Here is a 19620-nt window from a genome sequence, read left to right on the forward strand (position 1 = left end):
ATTTATCAATGAGTTAGTTTTATATTCTTAAAAGTTACAAAAAGTAGTGTTCTTATAATCAGAACCATTCGGATAATATCTGTGTTGTGCAAAAATACAGCGTTAATTTGTGCCTATGTATAAAAGGTGTAAATTAATTGTTTTTTGACGGGTTTCATTTGTTTAAATCGATGAACAATGAAAAAAGAACATTTTTTATGCACTAATTAAGCGTGGAAGGGGGCGCCCTGATGCTTTAGAATAGAGCGCTTGTATCAGCAGCAATAAGCGTTGTTATGGCTAAAGCCGAACCTGCAATGATCCTCAGTGCGCCCATTGTGCCAACCCTACGCAAAATGACCATTCCGATGATATTCGGCATGATCTTTTTAATGCTGTTCAATCTCGTTGATACCTTCTTTATCAGTATGTTGGGCACCGACCCCCTGGCAGCGATTAGCTTTACCTTTCCCGTTACCTTTACTTTGATCAGCCTGGCCATCGGCTTAGGCATAGGCACCTCGGCGGTGATTGCCACCGCCTTGGGCTCTGGACAACAAGCACAAGCCCGCTTCGATGGTGCGGTGGCCTTGATGGTGTCGGCGCTGATGGTGTCGGTACTGGCCTTGGTTGGTTACTTTTGCAGTGGGCCAATCTTCTTGTTGCTCGGTGCCGAGCCGCAGTTGCTGCCTTTAATAAATGAATATATGCATGTGTGGTTCCTGGCCAGCGTCCTACTGGTGACCCCCATGATAGGCAACGCCGTGCTTCGCGCTAATGGCGATACTAAGACCCCCAGCCTGATTATGGGCGCGTCTGGACTCGTTAATGCGGTGCTGGACCCCATATTGATTTTCGGCTTCGGCCCCATAGAGGCCATGGGTGTGCGTGGCGCGGCCATCGCCAGTGCCATTTCCTGGTTAATCGGTGTTGCCGCGATTTTATATATTCTTATCGTCCACCGTCAGTTGATTGGAGTTCGTTGCCGTACTCAGTCCTTTGTCGAAGCAACGAGAAAAATTCTTAAAATTGGTTTGCCGGCGGCCGGCGCGAATATGCTGACGCCCTTGGCCATGGCGGTGATGACAGCCATTGTGGCTCACTTTGGTGCCCCGGCAGTGGCCGCCTTTGGCGTGGGCAGCCGCATTGAGTCCATTGCTTCTTTGGTGGTGTTGGCCTTATCTATGACCCTACCTCCCTTTATTAGTCAAAACTTTGGGGCCGGTAACAAAGAAAGGGTAGAGCAGGCGTACAAACAAACCCTGAAATTTGTGATGATCTGGCAATTTGTCATTTACCTGGTGCTTTTGGTGGTGGCCCCCTGGATTGCCAGCGCATTCGCCACTGAAACTCAGGTACGTGAGTTGATCCAGTTGTTTATCTATATTTTGCCTTTGTCTTATGGCCTGCAGGGCGTGATCATTCTTACCAACTCGTCATTTAATGCCCTGCATAAACCCATGCACGCCCTGGCGCTCAGTGTGGTACGTCTATTTGTGTTTTATGTGCCGATTGCTTACCTAGGTAGCCTGGTTGGCCAGTTAACGGGCTTGTTTATTGGCGCCACTGTGGGTAATTTATTAACAGCCATCGTCGCCTATATGTGGTTCAGCCGTGAGCTCGAACGTCAAACCGTTTAAGAAAGGGGTGTCATAGTGAAAGATGTATTTGAACTGTGCTCAAGTTATTCGCCCGGCGGCGACCAACCCACCGCGATTGCCCAATTGGTAGACGGGTTGGAATCGGGCTTGGCGCATCAGACCTTATTAGGTGCTACGGGAACGGGCAAAACCTTTACCATGGCTAATATTATCGCCACCTTGAACCGTCCCACCATTATTATGGCGCACAACAAAACCCTGGCGGCGCAGCTGTACGGTGAAATGAAGGAATTCTTTCCCAACAATGCGGTGGAATATTTCGTTTCTTATTACGATTATTATCAACCCGAAGCCTATGTGGTGGCCAGCGACACCTTTATCGAAAAAGACGCATCTATTAATGAGCACATAGAGCAGATGCGACTATCGGCCACTAAGGCCCTGTTAGAGCGTCGAGACGTTGTCATAGTCGCCTCGGTTTCTGCCATCTATGGTCTGGGCGATCCCGATTCCTATATGAAAATGATGCTGCTGTTAAAGGTGGGCGACACCGTCGACCAAAGGCAAATGCTGCGTCGGTTGGCGGAATTGCAGTATACCCGTAATGACATGGACTTCAGCCGCGGCACCTATCGGGTGCGCGGTGAGGTGATCGATATATTCCCCGCCGAATCGGACGATATCGGCGTGCGGGTAGAAATGTTCGACGATGAAATCGAACGCCTTAGCCTGTTCGATCCCTTGACCGGGCAGGTGCAAAAGAATTTGGTACGCGCCACCATTTATCCAAAGACCCACTATGTAACGCCACGGGAGAAGATTTTAGGCGCCATCGATAATATCAAGGTCGAACTTAAAGCGCGCCGTCAGCAATTACTCGATGGCAACCGTTTGGTTGAAGAGCAGCGGGTGGCGCAGCGTACCCAATACGATATCGAAATGATGCAGGAGCTCGGTTATTGCTCTGGCATTGAAAACTACAGCCGTTATCTGTCCGGGCGAGCGCCCGGCGAGCCGCCACCGACGCTACTGGATTACCTACCCGATGATGCACTGATGATCATCGATGAGTCTCATGTGACCGTGTCGCAAATTGGCGCCATGTATCGCGGTGACCGCTCACGTAAGGAAAACCTGGTGGAATACGGCTTTCGCTTACCTTCGGCCATGGATAACCGACCCCTGAAATTTGAAGAGTTTGAGGCAATTATGCCACAAACCATTTATGTGTCGGCGACACCGGGCGATTATGAGTTAGAAAAATCGGCGGGTGAGGTGGCGGAGCAGGTTATTCGTCCTACTGGCTTACTTGATCCTCAGCTAGAAGTGCGCCCGGTCAGCACTCAGGTTGACGATCTGCTCTCGGAAATTTACCAGCGCGTGGAAATAAACGAGCGTGTTCTGGTGACCACCCTTACCAAGCGCATGGCCGAGGATTTAACCGACTATTTAAGCGATCACGACGTTAAGGTGCGCTATCTGCACAGCGATATAGACACGGTGGAACGCATGGAGATTATTCGTGATCTGCGTGCCGGGGTGTTTGATGTGTTAGTGGGTATCAACCTATTGCGTGAAGGCTTGGATATGCCCGAGGTGTCTCTGGTTGCCATTCTCGATGCCGATAAGGAAGGCTTTTTACGCTCTGCGCGTTCACTGATCCAAACCATAGGTCGCGCCGCCCGTCATATTAATGGTAAGGCCATCTTGTATGGTGATGTGATCACCAAATCCATGCGCAAGGCTATAGATGAAACGAACCGTCGTCGTGATAAGCAAATCGCCCACAATGAAGCACACGGGATCACGCCACAGGCCTTGAACAAGCGTATCACCGATGTAATGGATACCGGCGAGTCTCCCAAACAACAGCCAAGCCGCGCCAAGGGTGCTAAAGGCCGTAAAGGGGCCGGCACAGATGTTGCCCTAGATGCCACCCAAATCGCCAAAGAAATTACGCGCTTAGAGGCGCAGATGCATGAATTTGCGCGCGCCTTGGAGTTTGAAAAAGCTGCGCAGGTGCGCGACCAGGTTCATCTGCTACAGCAACAACTGATCAAGAGTTAAACGCCAGAGTTTAATTCTTGATCAGCTTAAGCGGTCACGGTTCTTTTACCGTCCAATTTGTTGTTCTGCTTGTCTTCGTACATGCGCTTATCGGCCTGAGCCAAGAGGGCGGCGATATCCAAGGTGCACTCGGTGTAGCAACTAAAGCCACAGCTGATCGATGGATAAACGATATGGCCTTTATGGTTGAGCGGTGAGCGCTCGATATGTAGGCGCAGTTTGTCCACTATCGCGGCGACCTGCTCGTCACTGGTGATACGGTGGAGCAGCACTAAAAACTCATCGCCGCCGAGGCGGGCGATAATGTCCGAGTCACGCAAGGTGCGCTGCAACTCCTTGGCGATATGCACAAGCAAGGCATCGCCACAATCATGGCCATAGCTGTCATTCACCGCTTTAAAGTCGTTCACGTCGATATTGATAATGGCGAAGTGTTTATGCACTTCTGCGCCGCGGGTGAGATCGTCCAAATGTTGCATAATGGCACGGCGGTTCGCCAGCAGGGTCAGGTCGTCCTGTAAGGAGGTGGCCTTCACCAAGTAGTAGGCGCGCACCAAGATGGCAACACACACATATAACACCAGGCACAATAACGCACCTAGGGCGCGAATAAGCGTGGCATGAGGTTGCGATGTAGCCGTAAATTTTGCCGCCAGTGCCCAGCGGCCATTGGGCAAGTGCAAGGGCAAAATAACATCGGCTTGCGCAAAGGTGTTGGCATTACCATAAAATACCTGCGAGCCCTTGGCGGTGTTTTTCAGTGCGTATTGTACTTGCTCCTGAGCGTCGAGTTCGAGCAATTGATAGAGGGTGGTAATGTCCAATACTAGGCTGAGGGTGCCCCAGTAACTGGCCTCGTCGGCTGGGTTGGCAAACAGTGGAAACTGCACCAAGAGCGCTTCGCCTCCTTGAACTAAGGTCAGCGGCCCGGCTAGCACCACTGACTGCGTCTGTCGCGCCTGCTCGACGGTGGCAAATTGTTCTTCATCGGTCCGATAGTCAAAGCCCATGGCTCGTTGGTTGCCTTCCAAGGGGTAGACATATTGCACTATGTTATCCGGCGCTAAGGCAATATTGCGAATTAACTGCGAGCGTGCCACCAATTGGGCGGCGATATGTTGCCAATGCTGGGCGATAAATTCGCGATTGATATTGGCGATCACCACCAGGCTTTCGGCGGCAAAGATCTCCTGATTCAGGGTGGTTTCAAGCTTGGCTCGCAGTAACGCCGATTGCTTGCGCAGATATAATTGTTCTTCCACAAGCTCCTGTTGTCGGTAAAGGTGAGCGAAATATTCGACCACAAAGGTACTGGCTCCCACATAAAGGGTGCTGAGCAAGATGAGCAGGAGTATGGAACGTTTTTTCATATTATTGTTGCACTGTACGGCGCTTACTTAGAGGTTATCTATCTCTTGTTCAACGCTGAATCCCTTATCCGTGACTATGGCTTCAAGCACTTGGACTCGTTCTTTAAGATGGGCTATTTGCTCCGCCATGGCCTGGTTTTGTTGGGATGTTGTTTGGCACTCTTGATGTAACTGGGACAGTTGCCTACCCTGTCGACGTTGTGCGCGCAGGCCGAAAGCAAACGCGAGAGCTGCGATAATAAGCAGTAATATCAGGTATATAAGCATGGCAATATCTTGCTAACGAGAATAATCTCAGTATAACGGCAAAATGCCACAAGGCCACTGATGAGGCAAAATTATCAGTGGCTTAGGTGCGAGAGGGGAGAAAGTTAGGCTTCGTAGGGCAGGGGATCAACGGCGTTGTTAAGGGCGAACGCTTCCAAACGTTCCTGGCAGGCGCCGCATTTACCGCAGGCTTGCTCGCGACCGTTGTAACAGGTCCAGGTTTTGCTATAGTCCAGGCCCATTTTTAGACCATCGGTCAGTATGTCAATCTTGCTGTTATCTAGGTAAGGACAGACGATTTCGACTTCGTCGTAGTTGGCGATACGACACACATCGTCCATTTTCTTCACAAACTCAGGGCGGCAATCCGGATAGATGGCGTGATCACCCGAGTGCGCGCCGTAAAATACCTTGCTGGCCTTAAGCGATACCGCGTAGCCGACCGCCAAAGACAATAAGATCATATTGCGGTTTGGCACTATGGTGCTTTTCATGCTTTCTTCTTCGTAATGCCCTTCTGGCACGTCGATATCATCGGTCAAGGATGAGCCGCCGATCAACTGATTAATAGCAGAAATATCGACTATCTTATGATTAACGCCAAGTTGCTCGCACACTTGCTTTGCTACTTCCAGCTCTTTGACGTGGCGCTGGCCGTAGTTAAAAGAGAGGGCATAGACCTCGTGACCTTGACGAAGTGCCTTGTTGAGCACGGTGAAGGAGTCCATGCCACCGGAATATATTACAACGACTTTTTCTGCCATTTGCCTGCGAGCCTTTTAATCATAGAGGTTTACGTTAGGGCGCGGTATACTACAGGGTTTGAGCTTGGATCACAATTATTCGCCGTTGGCATTTGTTTTGGGCCAGGGTATTTGTGAATAGCGATTGTTAAGTTTTAGCAGCAGGTTAGATTTTTGTACCAAATTAACGAGATTTTTGAAACCATCCAAGGGGAGGCCAGTTTTACCGGTACGCCCTCAATTTTTGTGCGTTTGCAGGGCTGCCCTGTGGGCTGTTCCTGGTGTGATACCAAGCAAACCTGGGATGCCAAAGAAGTTATGTGGTGTCCTTGACACAAACGGTGGAGAAAAAGTCTGACTCCGAGCATTGGGCCAAGGCCGATGCCGAAGATATCCTCGCGCTGTTTCAAACCCGAGGTTACCGTGCCAAGCACGTGGTGATCACAGGCGGTGAACCTTGTTTGTTTGACCTTAACCCCCTATGCGAGCTGTTGCACCAGCATGGCTACAGCACCCAAGTCGAAACTAGCGGCACCTTTGAGATCAAGGTGCCGGCGCAAACCTGGGTGACGGTATCACCGAAAATCAATATGCGCGGCGGCTATGAGGTGCTGGCCAGCGCCATGAAGCGTGCCAATGAAATTAAGCATCCGGTGGCGATGCAAAAACATGTGGACGAGTTAGAAGCGCTGTTTAAGAGCACGGGTGTGCATCCGCGACTGGTGTATCTGCAGCCCATCAGTCAAAAAGCCAAGGCGACGAAATTGGCTATCGATACGTGCATTGAGAAAAACTGGCGCTTATCTGTACAGGTGCACAAGTATCTGGGTATTAACTAGGCTGAACTAGCACATTAAATATAAAAAAACGCGGCCTAAGCCGCGTTTTACATTCTTAAAACATTAATTAAGCATTATCTGCCAAATAGTCGATCACCACCTGGTGATGATCCTTGGTCTTAAACTTATTGAAGACGTGTTTAATGCCGCCGTCCTGGCCCACTAAAAAGCTGATGCGGTGAATACCATCGTACTCTTTACCCATAAACTTCTTTAAACCCCAGACGCCAAAGTCGTCCGCTACCTTGTGGTCTTCGTCGCTTAAAAGCTGGAAGTTAAGCTCTTTTTTGGTTTCAAAGTTTTTCAGCTTTTTCACCGGATCCGGGCTGATACCCAGAGCGATGGTGTTGTATTTGGCCAGCTCCGCCTTATGGGCGCTGAGCTGCTCGGCCTGTACGGTACAACCCGGGGTTAATGCCTTGGGGTAAAAATACACTAAAACCTGATGCTCTTTTAATAGCGCTTCCAGGCTAACCGCGTCGCCATTTTGATCCTCAAGGGTGAAAAGTGGTGCTTTATCGCCCGCTTGCAAAGTGTTCATAATGCTGCGTCCTTATCTGATCCGCTTAAAAGTATAATCTATGTTCAGGCGCTGAGATAATGCCTCGAAGGCCACCTTAAAGGCATCGATATCAAGATCTTGGGGCACATTAAATTCGAGTTCACAGCGCATTTGAATGTCGTCGTCTTGCTCGTAGGTATCCGATTTCAAAGAGCAAATGCTGATATTGTGTTCGGCAAAGTAACCGGTGATTTGGCTCAAGGTGCCAGGCGTGTCTATGCCTACATATTCCAGGGTATAACCGCCACTAAAGAGCTCTTCGGTGTGGCTGGAGGTGCGCTTCATCATGGTCAGCAGCCCCAGCTCCATGCCTTTATTAGGCAGCAGGTGCTCTACCCGGCTGATGGCGGCCATATCGCCACATAACAACATGATAAAGGTGAGTTCATTGCCCAAAATGGCAATGCGGCTGTCGGTGATATTGCAGTGACAATCGCTGACCAATTGCGTTAAGGCGCTGACCACCCCGGCTTGGTCTTCGCCAATTGCGGTGATCACTAACTGTTGTTTGGCCAATTCGCCCATGGATGTGCCCTTGCTGTGATAAAACAATCTGTTGGCGGCGCAGTGTAGCATAAACCGGGTTTTAAAGCGCAACTTTTAGCCGTGCCTCGCTTTATTGCCTTTTCGATAGCGACATTCTTGTTTTTAACCTCGTGTAAAAGTACCATAGTGAAAATTTTTGTAAGCCATTGCTGTGCAACAGCGCAACAGTGGTTTGGGTGTCGACACTCGGGTTTAACGTCTTTGTATGATAGGCAAGACAACAAAGTGGTCGTTAAGTTGAATCTGACACTGAACCAATTACCACTCACCGACTCAAAGTCCGTACAATAATAATGGTGAGTAAAGGAGAACAACAACGTGCAGTATTGGATCCCTAAAGTATTGATCTTGAGTGCTTTAGTCACTTTGAGTGGCTGTGGCATTTTTACTAACGAGGCACACCACAAGCGTAACTATAAAGCGAACCAGCCATTAGTGACTCCAGAGGGACTCGATGCGCCGCGCCAGGACCCTACTTATAAGATGGACGTGGCCAGCTATGACAACAGTGAAGACGCCAAGGCCGTTAAGCCACCGATGCAAATTATGCCGATCGCCCAGGGGAGCTGGATTGAAGAGGGCGACAAGCTAGCCAAGATTTACTTCGATAAAAACGACGGCATCGACGATCTCGACCAATTTATTCTGGCGGCCGTTGAAGGCGTGTTGGAAAGCTACAATACTCCGGTAGCAAATAAGACGCAAAACAGCATTGAAAGCGACTGGCTTTCCATCGTAAAGGTTGAAGAAGGCTGGCTATGGGACGATGAAGTCGTTGCCGAGCAGCGCTATAAATTCACCGTTGAAGAAAAAGATCACCAGCGCACCGCGTCTTTAAGTGCCGAATTGCTTGATTATCGTTCACAAGAAGTGCCGTTAACGCCATTACTACAACAGCGCATGGAAACCCGTGCCCTCAATAGTGTGATTGCCGAGTTTGACTACCGCTATCGTCAGTTGCAGGTTGAATTGCGTCAGCGCCAAGGCATTATTTCCCTGGCTCTAGGCTTTGACAACCAAGGCAATGCGGCGCTTATGACCGAGCAGGATATGAACGTGGTGTTCGAGCGTTTCAGTGGTTTCTTAGAGCGTCTACAATTTACCATTATCGAAGTGGATGCCGAGAAGGGCCGTATTATCGCCGACTACACCCAGCCCGAAAGCAGTGTGTGGGATTCGATTTGGGGTGAAGAAGCGATGCAACTGCCGTTAGAAAACGGTCAGTACCAAATTCTTTTGGATAACGCCAAAGCCGGTGGCACCAGCATTACCTGGATGGATAAAGACGGGGAAGTGCTTGAGCCCGGCACCATGAATGATTTACAGCAAGCCCTAGTGACGGCCTTACGTTCACGCGGGATTCAAATGTAACCCTTTGACTTTGCTGTAAAAAAGGAAAGGGCTTGGAGCACCTTTCCTTTTTTGTTTGTAGCCAAAACGGCAGGGCAGCCCAAAGATAACAACAAAATAAGTAGCGATTATGACAACAAGCCAGCCACGTACTATGGCCAACACTTTACTGACATTTTTAATCCCCTCGCTGATCGGCGTTTTTCTCTTTATGGTGCCGATCCCCTGGGATGGCCAGATAAAAATCAGTGTCGCTATTTTGGCCGATATGTTACGCCAAGCCCTGGCGCCCATTGCCAGCACCCTGCTGTTGGTGATCATTTCCATGACCGGCTTGTTGTCTTTATTGATGACCCTGATACAACCGCGCTCGCTTTTCGAAAAGCCCATGATTCGCCACCTCTTTCTAGTGACGCCGACCTGGCTTGTTGTGCGCCTGGTGGGCATGGTGTTTGTGGTTATGACCTATTTCCAGCTTGGCCCCAAGGCGATCTACTCAGACGCTACCGGCGCCTTTGTGTTGACTGAGTTGCTGCCGCTATTGCTGACCGTGTTTATTCTGGCTGGCTTCTTATTGCCACTGCTTTTGAATTTCGGCTTGCTTGAGCTGGTTGGTACCCTGTTTACCAAGATTATGAAGCCCTTGTTTGGTGTGCCCGGCCGTAGCGCCGTAAACTGCGCTGCTTCTTGGCTTGGCGATGGCAGTGTCGGTATTTTGATGACCGCCAGACAATATGAAGAAAAGCATTATACGCAAAAAGAAGCGGCCATTATCGGTACCACCTTCTCGGCCGTGTCTATTACCTTCTGTTTTGTGGTTATAGGTCAGGTTCGCCTTGAGCATCTGTTCGCGCCCTTCTATTTAACCGTGTGTTTGGCCGGTGTGGTGTGTGCGCTGATTTTGCCGCGTATTCCTCCTCTTAGCCTGAAGAAAAACATATATGTCGATGGCACCAGTCAATGCGACGACAACGAGGCGGTGCCGCAAAATAAAAGCCTGTGGCGACAATCCCTGGATATGGCCCTGGATAAGGCGCGCCATGCCAAAGGGGTAAAAGGTACGGTCGAAGAAGGCCTGCACAACGCTCTGGACATGGTGTTTGCTGTGCTGCCTGTGGTCATGGCCGTAGGTACCTTTGCGCTGATCGTTTCCGAATATACGCCGGTATTCCAATGGCTGGGCAAGCCATTTATTCCTTACCTTGAATTGCTCGGTGTGCCTGAGGCGGTGAAGGCCTCAGAAACCATAGTGGTGGGCTTTGCCGATATGTTTATTCCGTCTATTTTGGCGGCGTCGAATATCGACAGTGAAGTGACTCGCTTTATTATTGCGGCCATGAGTGTGACCCAGCTAATCTATATGTCGGAAGTGGGCGCACTGCTATTAGGCAGTAAGATCCCGGTGAATATTCTTGAGCTGTTTGCTATTTTTATTCTGCGCACCTTGATCAGCTTGCCGGTGATCACCCTGATGGCAAACTGGCTGGTAGCCTAGGCATTGACCTAGGCATTGACCTAGGCTCTAGGGGTAAAGCCCTAAGCAGCGAGCCCTAGCCTCGGGCTCGAAGACTTCAGGACTCTTTGTCGTCTGTCTCTGAGTCTTGCTTTTGAGCCTTTTCGGCAAGGCTGCGTTTGGCCTTTTCGATCGGATCCTGATTGAACTTTTTAAGGTCCATTTTCGCCGAATATTTTAACAGTGCGATATTGCTCCAGATCACCGCCAATACCAAGACGATGATCAGGATTACATGCCAGGTTTGCATTGCAGTGTCCGCTATATTAAGTGCAGGGTAAGGGAGTGCCCTTTATAACTGACAACCTAGTTGCGATGCAACATCTAGAACGATTTAGTGGAGTCTTCATAGGCAATGGAAAAGGTACTAATTTGGCCGGAACAATATCCGTTATTACTCAAAGGACTCATTGAGCAAAACGGCGCCTTTATACTCGATGCTTTGGAAGCATGGCCAGCTTGTAGTACAAAAATCGAGGAAGAGGTCAGCAGCACCATGCTGCCACCTCTGTATTATTTAATCTGGCTGCAGCCGCGCGACCCTTTTGAAGAGTGCACCTTCCAGCATATCAGCGATTTCGACGAGCAGGCGTTGCGCTATATTCATGCGGCCAAGGATTACTTCCTTAATAACGACTACACCGCCGAGCAGATCAGTGAAATGCTGCTCGAGCGTCTCGCGCAATACGCAGATATCAATGCGCAAATTCAGGTGGAATCGCCGCTGTCGTTGGCCAAGCTACTGTTTGAACATCGCTATTTTTCCTTGCTGGCTCAGCTGTTGGAACGCGATGTTAAACTCTCAAGCGCCGATATACTGCTGTTATGGCAGGAAGTGGACTTTCGCCCTAAGCTGGAGCCCTTCCTACCCGATTGCGCGGCGGATCTGCCCGATCTCTTGGAAGCGGCAAAAACCGAGCTGATCCAGGGGCATGACTTTTTCACCCTGTTGCAACGTCTTTCCAATGAGGAAAACCTCCAGCACCTGTTAGAGCAGGCATTGCTGGCCCATTTGCAAAGTGAGCACGCTAAACAGAGTTTAGCCATGCGGTTTATTGAGCAGGGTGCCCGAGGCAGCGAGCACAATGAGCAGGGCCAAACGGCGCTGATGTTAGCTGCCGAGAAAGGCTTTGTGAGCGTGATTGAAGCGCTGTTGAATCAGGCGTCACTCGATGACAAGGATCATCAGGGCAATAATGCCTTGCACTATGCCGTGGGTGCCGATAACGGCAATTGCTTAACCGTGTTGCTGCGTGCTGGCGCCAATTTTCACGCCAAAAACAATGCCGGGCTGAGCTGCTATCGCTATGCCGTGGAGCAAAACCGCAAGGCCTTAGTGCGGCAAATGGAGCGCGAGTTTGGCATCAAGGAATTATCGCCTCAGGGTCAGTATATGCGTATCGCCAAGGTGCATACCTTGCATGCCTTGGTGATGTTGTTATTGCCACTGCAACTGTTTTTCTTTTTCGATGATGGCATCGACTATAAAAGTGAGCTGACCATCGTCTTTACCATGCTCTCGGTGGTGGCAATATTCTTTGCTATCAGCTTAAAGCGCTGCGCCCTCTATCCGCATTTGCGTCACCCATTTGGGCTCGGCGTTTTACGTGTGGGTTCCTTGTTGTCCTTGCTGGCGCAATTGGCGCTGTTGAGCGTGGTCGGGCTGGCATTTTTAAGCCAGCTAGGTGGTTAAGCTCTGAGTGGCTCTATAAGCGCCCGCTTCTATGTTAAAAATAAAAACGCCGAGCGAGTAGCCCGGCGTTTTTTCTTGTCGAAAATTATTTCTTATCCTGATTTTGGCGGTGATATTCCTGTGCCGCCTTTTCATTGGCTAAATCGTCTTTCAATTTACCCACCTTTAAACCCAACTCCTGACCGCGATGACGGGCGTAGTAGGTGCAGCCGATAAACATGCAGCTGGCAAAGAGCAGCTCCAGTATCACCCACAGGCGTTCATCCGGGCTGACCCAGAGCAGGGTAAAGCCATGAATAAAGTAGATCATGACGATAAAGTTGGCCCAGGCATAGGTATAAGGCTTGTCTTGAATAATGCCTTTAAGAGGCAAGAGCAAGGGCACTATGTAGAGGCCAAAAGTAAAGGCGAAGCTGTAATCGCTGCGCGGTGAAAACACGAACAGCCACAGGGGCATTAACAGCAGCAGGCCGATATAACCGACCAGTGCGAGGCGCTGATAACGCTTAGTCAGTGGTTTTTTGGCGATATTAGTCATTGAGTTTTCTCGCTAAATTAGCCAGACGCCGACCAAGGGCTTGGCAAATTTGTTTTTCATCGCTGCTGAGCTGGGAATTATTATCCAGACCGGCAACATGGCTGGCACCATAAGGAGCACCACCTGTGGTGGTGGCGTTTAGGGCAGGCACGTCGTAGGGGACGCCCACCAATAACATGCCGTGATGCAACAAGGGAATGCTCAGGTGCAGCAGGGTGGTTTCGTTGCCACCATGCATGCTGCTGGACGAGGTAAAGACGCAGGCGGGCTTGTCGATCAATTGCCCCTTAAGCCAGAGATCGCTGCTTTGCTCCCAAAACGACTTCGCCTGCGAGGCCATCATGCCAAAGCGTGTCGGTGTACCAAAGGCCAGGGCGGCACAGTCGATAAGCTCCTGCTTATTGACCTGAGGGTGGGCGCCGTCATCGCCGATACAGCGCAACCAGACATCACAGCCCTGTGCTTCTATGCTGTCGGCGATTTCTTCGGCCAGCGCCTGCACACTGCCACTGCGGGAGTGGTAGAGCACCAGAATCGGTGCCATTAAATGATCTCCAGGGCATTTTCCGGCGGTCTGCCAAGCACGGCCTTGTCACCGTTCACCACGATAGGGCGTTCAATCAACTTAGGATGCGCATGCATGGCGTTAAGGAGCGCTTGCTCGTCCTGCTCGTTTTGCAACTCAAGCTCTTTATAGATGTCTTCCTTGGTACGCATAAGTTCACGGGCAGAACTAAAACCCAGCTTGGTAAGCAACTCGCTAAGGGTTGCAACGCTCGGTGTCTCTTCAAGGTATTTAACAACAGTGACCGGTGTGCCTTTGTCTTCGATAAGAGCCAGGGTTTGGCGTGACTTTGAGCAACGCGGGTTATGGTAGATAACGACAGACATAAGAATTCCTTCAATACAGATAATAGCGATAGTGTAAAAGATAGTGGCCTATAAGGGTAGGGGGGCGTCGCCGGTGGTGCGCTTTTTAGCCAACCTGGTCATCCGGCCAGGCTGGCTTGGCAGTGTTATAGCCGTGAAAGCTCTTTTTGCATGGCTCGATACTGACTGAGCAGCGCTTTTAAACGCTTTTGCTTAAGGGCCTCGTTTGGCTCGATATGGTTAAGCGCTTTTTGTACCTCGTCAGCGGCCTTCATATAGGCGCCATACTGGGCCAGTAAGTCGGCATTGGCTTCATGATAGGCGGCTCTGTTTTCCTGATGTTTGTAGGTGTCGGTTAGCAATTGTTTGGCCAGGATGTGCTCGGGTTTTTCCAGGGCAAAGCTGCGCAGCAGGTCTTCGGCCAACTTATACTGTTTGGCCTCAATGGCGGCATGGGCGTAGTTCAGGGTGATCACCTGGTTATTCGGGCGCAGTTGATGGAAAGGACGAAGATGCTCTACGGCTTTTTCCGGTTCGCCGATACCGACGTAATAATCGGTCAAGGAATCGAGATAAAAAAGGTTGTCGGGCGCTTTTTGTAACAGTCCATCAAGCAGGGTCTTAGCTTCAGTGAATTTCTTTTGGTCTATCAAGGTTAAGGCCAATCCGTAACGCAGCGCCGAGGCGTCGCCAAAGCTGTGTTCTTTAAGCAGTTTACGAAACTGGGCCTCGGCATGCTCACTGGCGCCGTTGAATCGGGCGATCACCCGGCTCTTGGCCAGATGAAAGAGCAGGTTGTCGCCATAGGGCCTGTCTTGATATTGCTGCGCGCGCAGGCGTACATCACTCACTCGGCTTTGTGGCAACGGGTGAGTCAGCAAGAAGATCGGCGGTTTTTGCTTATAGCGAATTTGCGCCGACAGCTTGGTTAAAAATTCCCCCGAGGCTTTGGGGTCGAAACCGGCATCGTAGAGGGTGCGCATGCCAATGCGATCCGCCTCTTGTTCTGCGCCGCGGCTATGGGTGAGCTGGCTTAGGGCACTTTGGGTTTGTGTGCCCGAGATAATCGCCAGGCCGGCATCGGGAGACACCATGGTGGCCAAGACACCGGCTATCAACCCGGCAATGGTCATGCCCGAGTTGTCCTGTTGTTGTTGCAGTCGGCGCGCCAGGTGACGCTGTGTTACGTGGGCAATTTCGTGCCCTAACACCGAGGCTAACTGACTTTCGTTGTCGGCCTGAGCTATCAACCCGGTGTGCACGCCGACATGGCCGCCATAGAAGGCGAAGGCATTAATTTCCTGGTTATTGATCCAAAAGAAAGAAAAAGGGAAGCGGATATCGTCGGCGTGGGACACCAGTTTATTGCCCAGGCCGCGCAGGTATTCGTCGAGTACAGGATCGTTGATCACCGGTGAGTTGCCCCGAATCTGCATCATCATCACATCGCCTATGACGCGTTCCTTTTCAATTGGCAGAGCCTGTAATGCAGAGGTGCCTAAGTCGGGCAACTCAAAGGTGTTTTGCGCATGGGCGCCAGTTAAACTGGCGACCAATACCAAAGCGCATAACAGCAGACGTCTTAATAACATATGATTCCTTGCGGTTTAAATCTTTACGTTGCAGCAAGCTATTTGCTGCTTTTCGCAGGCGCTATCATCGGGCCTCGTTACTTGTTGTTAGAGTGTGAGACACCGACCATACGACGAACGTTCACTTTCAAGGGTAATAAAGCCAAGCTAGTATGCATCAGCTAAGGTACATGGAAGATGAACATATGTGCAAGGCGATGCCTATTCGCCCTGATGTATTTGGCTCACAGGTCAACAGACCCTAGACTTAGGATAAACGAATGCGACAAGGCTTTTAAGTCTTTTTACGGTATTATGGCTTACGCGCCAAGGGCATAGCGAGCCTAAGCGGGATAGTCCGGCTTAGATTTAACGGCGCCGGCGCGCCAACAAGATAGCTAAAATAAGAGATACGGCCAGGGGATATGAAAAAATCGGACTTAAGGTGTTATAGCTGTCCCGAGCTATTTGTTCGCTTTAAACTGGCACTACGAGCTGCACAAAGTGAGCAGCAGGACATTGCCTTTGTGCTGAAAGGCGATGATATACAAGGGAGCAGCGATATTAAGCGTTATTTAACCAAACAAAAGTTAGCATTCGCTGTCACAACAACGGCAGAACAATTAATAATAACCGTGGAGAAAGAAACTCGTGTTTGAATTTGTGCGTGCGTGGTACCAGAGAAAGTTTTCCGATCCTCACTCGGTGACCCTGCTTTTACTCTTGCTCAGCTCTTTTGCCGTGCTTTATTTCTTCGGGGCTTTATTAATGCCGGTGTTGGTCGCCGTGGTGATCGCCTACTTACTGGATTGGCCCGTGGTACGTCTGCAACGGGTGGGGCTGTCGCGCACCTTAGCCACCATAGTGGTGGTCAGTTTGTTCTGCTCCTTGGTGATCGGCACCTTGTTTGGCTTTGGCCCGATTCTTTGGCAGCAAACCAGTAACTTGCTGCAAGAAGCGCCCACCATGTTGGAGCAGGGGAAACATTATCTTATGCATTTGCCCATCGATTATCCTACCCTGATCACTCCGGAGCAGGTGCGCACCCTGGTTGCCAGCGTCGAGAGTAAGGCCATGGAATTCGGTCAGGTGCTGGTGTCGGTGTCGCTGACCTCCCTCAAAGACGTGGTGGCCTGGCTTATCTATCTGGTGTTGGTGCCGCTGCTGGTGTTCTTTATGCTCAAAGACAAAACCCAGCTACTGCACAGTGTCAGTGCCCTGCTGCCGGCGCAGCGTCGTTTGATCCAGCAGGTGTGGCTGGAAATGAATCAGCAGATTATGAACTATATTCGTGGCAAGGTGTTTGAAATCCTGATTGTCGGCGGTGTGTCCTTCGTGGTCTTTACCATCTTCGATTTACGCTATGCCGCCTTGCTAGGGGTGCTGGTTGGACTGTCTGTATTGATCCCCTTTATTGGTGCAGCCCTAGTGACCATACCCGTCGCCGCCGTGGCCTTGTTCCAGTTCGGTGTCAGCAGTGAGTTTTGGTCGGTGCTGGTGGCTTACGGCATTATTCAAGCGCTCGACGGTAACGTCTTGGTGCCGCTGCTGTTTTCCGAGGCCGTGGATCTAAACCCGGTGTTTATTATTATGGCGGTGTTGTTCTTTGGTGGCTTATGGGGCTTTTGGGGCGTATTCTTTGCTATACCCCTGGCCTCTTTGGTGCGTGCCTTGGCCAATGCCTGGTCGTCGACCTTGGAAGACGCCAACAGTCATGTCACACCGGCTCAGGAATAGTGCCCGGCTTTTTTAGATGAAAAGCTGATAAAAGTAAGCGCGATGCAAACAAAACGGTATTAATAGCGCAGGGGCACTTGTGTACAATGGTTATAAGTTATAGCTAATTGGAATATGGTGCCCATGCCCGAGCGTTTTTTCACCCAGACTAGCCAGGATCTCGTTTATCTCGATGCCAATGCGACGACTCCCGTGTTGCCGCGCATTGCCGATGTCGTTTCTCACACCATGCAGGTGTGTTTTGGTAATCCTTCTAGCTCGCATATTACCGGGGTACAGGCCAAGTATCTGCTGGAGCAAACGCGCGCCAAGGCGCGCAAGGTTATAGGTGCCGAGCAGGGCGACATTCTCTTTACCTCGGGAGCCACCGAGGGCATTCAAACCGCCGTGGTCTCTACGCTTTTAGCCAACCGTCACAAGGCCACCGAGCACAGCGTGTTATTGTACGGAGCCACCGAGCACAAGGCGGTGCCTAATACCCTTAAACACTGGAACGAAGTGTTGGGCCTGGGAGCCAAGGTCTTAGCTATTCCCGTTGATGAAGCCGGTTTGCTTGATCTCGACTTTATCGCCCAGCACGTGGGCAAGGCGCTGATGATCTGCACCATGGCGGTTAACAATGAAACCGGCGTGTATCAGGACTTGGCCAAACTGGAGCAAGTGATCCGCGCCAATAACGACCATGTTAGTTGGATGGTGGACTGTGTGCAGGCCTTAGGTAAACAGGACCTGGCACTGAGCGACACCAGCATCGACTATGCGCCGTTTTCCGGTCATAAACTTTATGCACCCAAGGGTATCGGCTTCCTATACATTCGCGAGAATAGCCCCTATACCCCCTTTATCGCCGGTGGCGGTCAGGAAAGCGGCATGCGCTCGGGCACGGAAAACCTGCCCGGTATCGCTGGCCTGTATGAGTTGTTCGATTTGTTGCTCGATAAGTCGCAAGAGGTGTTTAAGCCGGTTGCCACCTTGCACTTGTATCGTCAACAACTGATCCATGCTTTAGAGCAAACGTTCGGCGATATCAGTTTTAATGCGCCCCTTGAAGGCACGGTTCCGACAACCTTGAACTTCTGCGTTAATAGCCTGACGTCCAAGGAAGTGATGGACCTATTTGATGCCGCTGGGATTCGTGTCAGTGGCGGTTCGGCCTGTAGTTCCGGGGCCTCGCGCAGTTTCGTCTTAGATGCCATGAAGGCCAGCGACTGGCAGAGCGAAAATGCCATCCGTATGTCTTTTGGTCCCGCCGCCACAGAGCAGGAAATTGCCCTGGCGTGTGAGCGTATTTGCGCCCTTAAGCCGGTGCTTGCGAATAACTGTTTAATCGTTTCCGATGCCGCCCAGCCCGAACATGAAGTCTGCGCCTTGGGCCTGACGCAACTGCGTCACCAAGGCAGTTGTTGTTGGCTGTATGTGGGCATCAATAACGAGGCGGTGGTTATCGACCCTGTTGTGGAACTAGTGCCGCGCATTGCCCGTTTGGTTGCCCAGCAACAGCTACACGTGAGGGCCGTGCTGGAAACCCATAAACATCAGGATAAAGATTCGGCCCGCACCCTGTTGTCAGAGCGTCTTGGCCTGGCTCAGGTGCAAGATCCACTGGGTTGGCCACAAGGTGATGTTATCACTCTCGGCGAGCAACGTCTGACGCGTGTGGCTACCCCGGGCCACAGTGCCGACAGCCACAGCTACTTGTTGTATCAAGGAGATAAGGTCAGCGCCTGTTTCTGCGGTGACCTCTTTATCTTTAGTGGATTGGGCAGCACTCAGTTTGCCGATGCCGACTCAGAGCAGATGGTCGACTCAATTCACGCGCTGGCGACCAAATTGAATGCGGATACCGTGCTCTGTCCGGCCCACGATTATGAGCAATGTTTTGCCCTGAGCTGGCAGGCCCAGGTCCAGGCAACGCCCTTGCTGCAGCAGTTATTGCAAGAGCAGATCAGCAAAGAGCAGTTTGCCGAGCAAAAACGTGCTTTGGATCACGAGCTGAGCAATGAAAGCGGTGCCCTGTGTGGTTTTAGTCACCAGCCTAAACACGCCAGCCCCCAGCAACTCAATAGCGCCGAGGTACAGCAGATGCTTGCCAAGGAGGAGCTTGAAACTGTGCTGCTGGATGTCCGCGAACCCTATGAGCACAGTGCCAAGGATATCCGTTCGTTATTCAGTGTGCATGACGATCAATTGTTGAACGTGCCCCTGAGTCGTATGGCCAATGCCTTGTTTGCCCATCAGTTGGACCCGGATACCCGTTATATTCTCGTTTGTCGTACCGGCAATCGCTCGGCACAGGCGATTAAGAACTTGCAATCCTTGGGTTACAATCATGTCTACAACTTGCAAGGTGGTTTAGCGCTAGTATGATGGTGGC

The 19620-nt window shown here is 50.8% G+C and carries 18 protein-coding genes and 1 pseudogene; 9 read left to right on the forward strand and 10 right to left on the reverse strand.

Going from position 1 to position 19620, the window contains the following annotated elements:
- Positions 1-275 precede the first annotated feature (275 nt).
- Together C2M36_RS08440 and uvrB are read left to right on the forward strand one after the other, a co-directional pair.
- Complete coding sequence (locus C2M36_RS08440; RefSeq protein ID WP_105254519.1) at positions 276-1619, forward strand: MATE family efflux transporter; 1344 nt, start codon at positions 276-278, stop codon at positions 1617-1619.
- Between the two features lie 15 nt (positions 1620-1634).
- On the forward strand, positions 1635-3647 hold the full coding sequence (gene uvrB / locus C2M36_RS08445; RefSeq protein ID WP_105254520.1) for an excinuclease ABC subunit UvrB: 2013 nt from the start codon (positions 1635-1637) through the stop codon (positions 3645-3647).
- Between the two features lie 26 nt (positions 3648-3673).
- Here the strand turns inward: uvrB and C2M36_RS08450 are convergent, their stop codons facing one another.
- The 3 genes from C2M36_RS08450 to queC form a co-directional block, all read right to left on the reverse strand.
- Entirely contained in the window at positions 3674-5017 is a 1344-nt protein-coding gene (locus tag C2M36_RS08450) for a diguanylate cyclase domain-containing protein (RefSeq protein WP_105254521.1), read from the reverse strand.
- Positions 5018-5044: 27 nt separating this feature from the next.
- Entirely contained in the window at positions 5045-5284 is a 240-nt protein-coding gene (locus tag C2M36_RS08455; RefSeq protein WP_105254522.1) for a hypothetical protein, read from the reverse strand.
- 104 nt (positions 5285-5388) lie between these two features.
- Entirely contained in the window at positions 5389-6048 is a 660-nt protein-coding gene (gene queC / locus C2M36_RS08460) for a 7-cyano-7-deazaguanine synthase QueC (protein WP_105254523.1), read from the reverse strand.
- A gap of 153 nt (positions 6049-6201) precedes the next feature.
- Here queC and queE point away from each other — a divergent pair.
- A pseudogene (queE, locus tag C2M36_RS08465) lies at positions 6202-6866 on the forward strand (7-carboxy-7-deazaguanine synthase QueE).
- A 67-nt stretch (positions 6867-6933) separates the two neighbouring features.
- Here queE and bcp read toward each other — a convergent pair.
- Positions 6934-7407 carry a thioredoxin-dependent thiol peroxidase gene (gene bcp, locus C2M36_RS08470; protein WP_105254524.1) on the reverse strand — a complete coding sequence of 158 codons (474 nt, stop codon included), beginning with the start codon at positions 7405-7407 and terminating at the stop codon, positions 6934-6936.
- A 12-nt stretch (positions 7408-7419) separates the two neighbouring features.
- On the reverse strand, positions 7420-7953 hold the full coding sequence (locus C2M36_RS08475; protein ID WP_105254525.1) for a glycine cleavage system protein R: 534 nt from the start codon (positions 7951-7953) through the stop codon (positions 7420-7422).
- Positions 7954-8292: 339 nt separating this feature from the next.
- Between C2M36_RS08475 and bamC the strand changes: the two genes are divergently transcribed.
- Together bamC and C2M36_RS08485 are read left to right on the forward strand one after the other, a co-directional pair.
- Entirely contained in the window at positions 8293-9345 is a 1053-nt protein-coding gene (bamC, locus tag C2M36_RS08480) for an outer membrane protein assembly factor BamC (protein WP_105254526.1), read from the forward strand.
- Between the two features lie 109 nt (positions 9346-9454).
- Entirely contained in the window at positions 9455-10819 is a 1365-nt protein-coding gene (locus C2M36_RS08485) for a YjiH family protein (protein WP_105254527.1), read from the forward strand.
- 76 nt (positions 10820-10895) lie between these two features.
- Here C2M36_RS08485 and C2M36_RS08490 read toward each other — a convergent pair whose 3' ends face one another.
- The gene (locus C2M36_RS08490) at positions 10896-11087 is read right to left on the reverse strand and encodes a DUF2897 family protein (RefSeq protein WP_105189119.1); all 192 of its coding nucleotides are present in this window, start codon (positions 11085-11087) and stop codon (positions 10896-10898) included.
- 105 nt (positions 11088-11192) lie between these two features.
- Here C2M36_RS08490 and C2M36_RS08495 point away from each other — a divergent pair, with 105 nt between their 5' ends.
- Positions 11193-12530, forward strand: a complete 1338-nt coding sequence (locus tag C2M36_RS08495) for an ankyrin repeat domain-containing protein (protein WP_105254528.1) — start codon at positions 11193-11195, stop codon at positions 12528-12530.
- Between the two features lie 85 nt (positions 12531-12615).
- On the opposite strand, the gene C2M36_RS08500 is transcribed toward C2M36_RS08495, so the two are convergent.
- The 4 genes from C2M36_RS08500 to C2M36_RS08515 all read right to left on the reverse strand — a co-directional run bounded on the left by C2M36_RS08500 (position 12616) and on the right by C2M36_RS08515 (position 15530).
- Positions 12616-13068 carry a DUF2069 domain-containing protein gene (locus C2M36_RS08500; protein WP_105254529.1) on the reverse strand — a complete coding sequence of 151 codons (453 nt, stop codon included), beginning with the start codon at positions 13066-13068 and terminating at the stop codon, positions 12616-12618.
- Positions 13061-13612: an NAD(P)H:quinone oxidoreductase gene (gene wrbA, locus C2M36_RS08505; protein WP_105254530.1), complete on the reverse strand. Its 552-nt coding sequence runs from the start codon at positions 13610-13612 to the stop codon at positions 13061-13063. Before wrbA ends, C2M36_RS08500 begins: the two co-directional genes overlap by 8 nt.
- Positions 13612-13959, reverse strand: a complete 348-nt coding sequence (arsC, locus tag C2M36_RS08510) for an arsenate reductase (glutaredoxin) (protein ID WP_105254531.1) — start codon at positions 13957-13959, stop codon at positions 13612-13614. The genes wrbA and arsC overlap by 1 nt, the downstream gene beginning before the upstream one ends.
- A 125-nt stretch (positions 13960-14084) precedes the next feature.
- Positions 14085-15530 (reverse strand): M48 family metalloprotease, encoded by a 1446-nt coding sequence (locus C2M36_RS08515; RefSeq protein WP_105254532.1) that lies wholly within the window; start codon positions 15528-15530, stop codon positions 14085-14087.
- A 404-nt stretch (positions 15531-15934) separates the two neighbouring features.
- On the opposite strand from C2M36_RS08515, the gene C2M36_RS16985 reads away from it, so the two are divergent.
- The 3 genes from C2M36_RS16985 (at position 15935) to C2M36_RS08530 (ending at position 19613) form a co-directional block, all read left to right on the forward strand.
- Entirely contained in the window at positions 15935-16168 is a 234-nt protein-coding gene (locus tag C2M36_RS16985; protein WP_105254533.1) for a hypothetical protein, read from the forward strand.
- Positions 16161-17246, forward strand: a complete 1086-nt coding sequence (locus C2M36_RS08525) for an AI-2E family transporter (RefSeq protein WP_105254534.1) — start codon at positions 16161-16163, stop codon at positions 17244-17246. The genes C2M36_RS16985 and C2M36_RS08525 overlap by 8 nt, the downstream gene beginning before the upstream one ends.
- Before the next feature lie 123 nt (positions 17247-17369).
- On the forward strand, positions 17370-19613 hold the full coding sequence (locus C2M36_RS08530; protein WP_105254720.1) for an aminotransferase class V-fold PLP-dependent enzyme: 2244 nt from the start codon (positions 17370-17372) through the stop codon (positions 19611-19613).
- Positions 19614-19620 lie beyond the last annotated feature (7 nt).

The organism is Pseudoalteromonas sp. T1lg75 (genome assembly GCF_002964705.1).
GTDB lineage: Bacteria > Pseudomonadota > Gammaproteobacteria > Enterobacterales > Alteromonadaceae > Pseudoalteromonas.

What these genes read in the sequence shown, in the direction of transcription:
- C2M36_RS08440 (WP_105254519.1), top strand. Translation starts at nt 276, where the DNA reads ATGGCTAAAGCCGAACCTGCAATGATCCTCAGTGCGCCCATTGTGCCA.
- C2M36_RS08450 (WP_105254521.1), bottom strand. Translation starts at nt 5,017, where the DNA reads ATGAAAAAACGTTCCATACTCCTGCTCATCTTGCTCAGCACCCTTTAT.
- C2M36_RS08455 (WP_105254522.1), bottom strand. Translation starts at nt 5,284, where the DNA reads ATGCTTATATACCTGATATTACTGCTTATTATCGCAGCTCTCGCGTTT.
- queC (WP_105254523.1), bottom strand. Translation starts at nt 6,048, where the DNA reads ATGGCAGAAAAAGTCGTTGTAATATATTCCGGTGGCATGGACTCCTTC.
- bcp (WP_105254524.1), bottom strand. Translation starts at nt 7,407, where the DNA reads ATGAACACTTTGCAAGCGGGCGATAAAGCACCACTTTTCACCCTTGAG.
- C2M36_RS08475 (WP_105254525.1), bottom strand. Translation starts at nt 7,953, where the DNA reads ATGGGCGAATTGGCCAAACAACAGTTAGTGATCACCGCAATTGGCGAA.
- C2M36_RS08485 (WP_105254527.1), top strand. Translation starts at nt 9,455, where the DNA reads ATGACAACAAGCCAGCCACGTACTATGGCCAACACTTTACTGACATTT.
- C2M36_RS08490 (WP_105189119.1), bottom strand. Translation starts at nt 11,087, where the DNA reads ATGCAAACCTGGCATGTAATCCTGATCATCGTCTTGGTATTGGCGGTG.
- C2M36_RS08495 (WP_105254528.1), top strand. Translation starts at nt 11,193, where the DNA reads ATGGAAAAGGTACTAATTTGGCCGGAACAATATCCGTTATTACTCAAA.
- C2M36_RS08500 (WP_105254529.1), bottom strand. Translation starts at nt 13,068, where the DNA reads ATGACTAATATCGCCAAAAAACCACTGACTAAGCGTTATCAGCGCCTC.
- wrbA (WP_105254530.1), bottom strand. Translation starts at nt 13,612, where the DNA reads ATGGCACCGATTCTGGTGCTCTACCACTCCCGCAGTGGCAGTGTGCAG.
- arsC (WP_105254531.1), bottom strand. Translation starts at nt 13,959, where the DNA reads ATGTCTGTCGTTATCTACCATAACCCGCGTTGCTCAAAGTCACGCCAA.
- C2M36_RS08515 (WP_105254532.1), bottom strand. Translation starts at nt 15,530, where the DNA reads ATGTTATTAAGACGTCTGCTGTTATGCGCTTTGGTATTGGTCGCCAGT.
- C2M36_RS16985 (WP_105254533.1), top strand. Translation starts at nt 15,935, where the DNA reads ATGAAAAAATCGGACTTAAGGTGTTATAGCTGTCCCGAGCTATTTGTT.
- C2M36_RS08530 (WP_105254720.1), top strand. Translation starts at nt 17,370, where the DNA reads ATGCCCGAGCGTTTTTTCACCCAGACTAGCCAGGATCTCGTTTATCTC.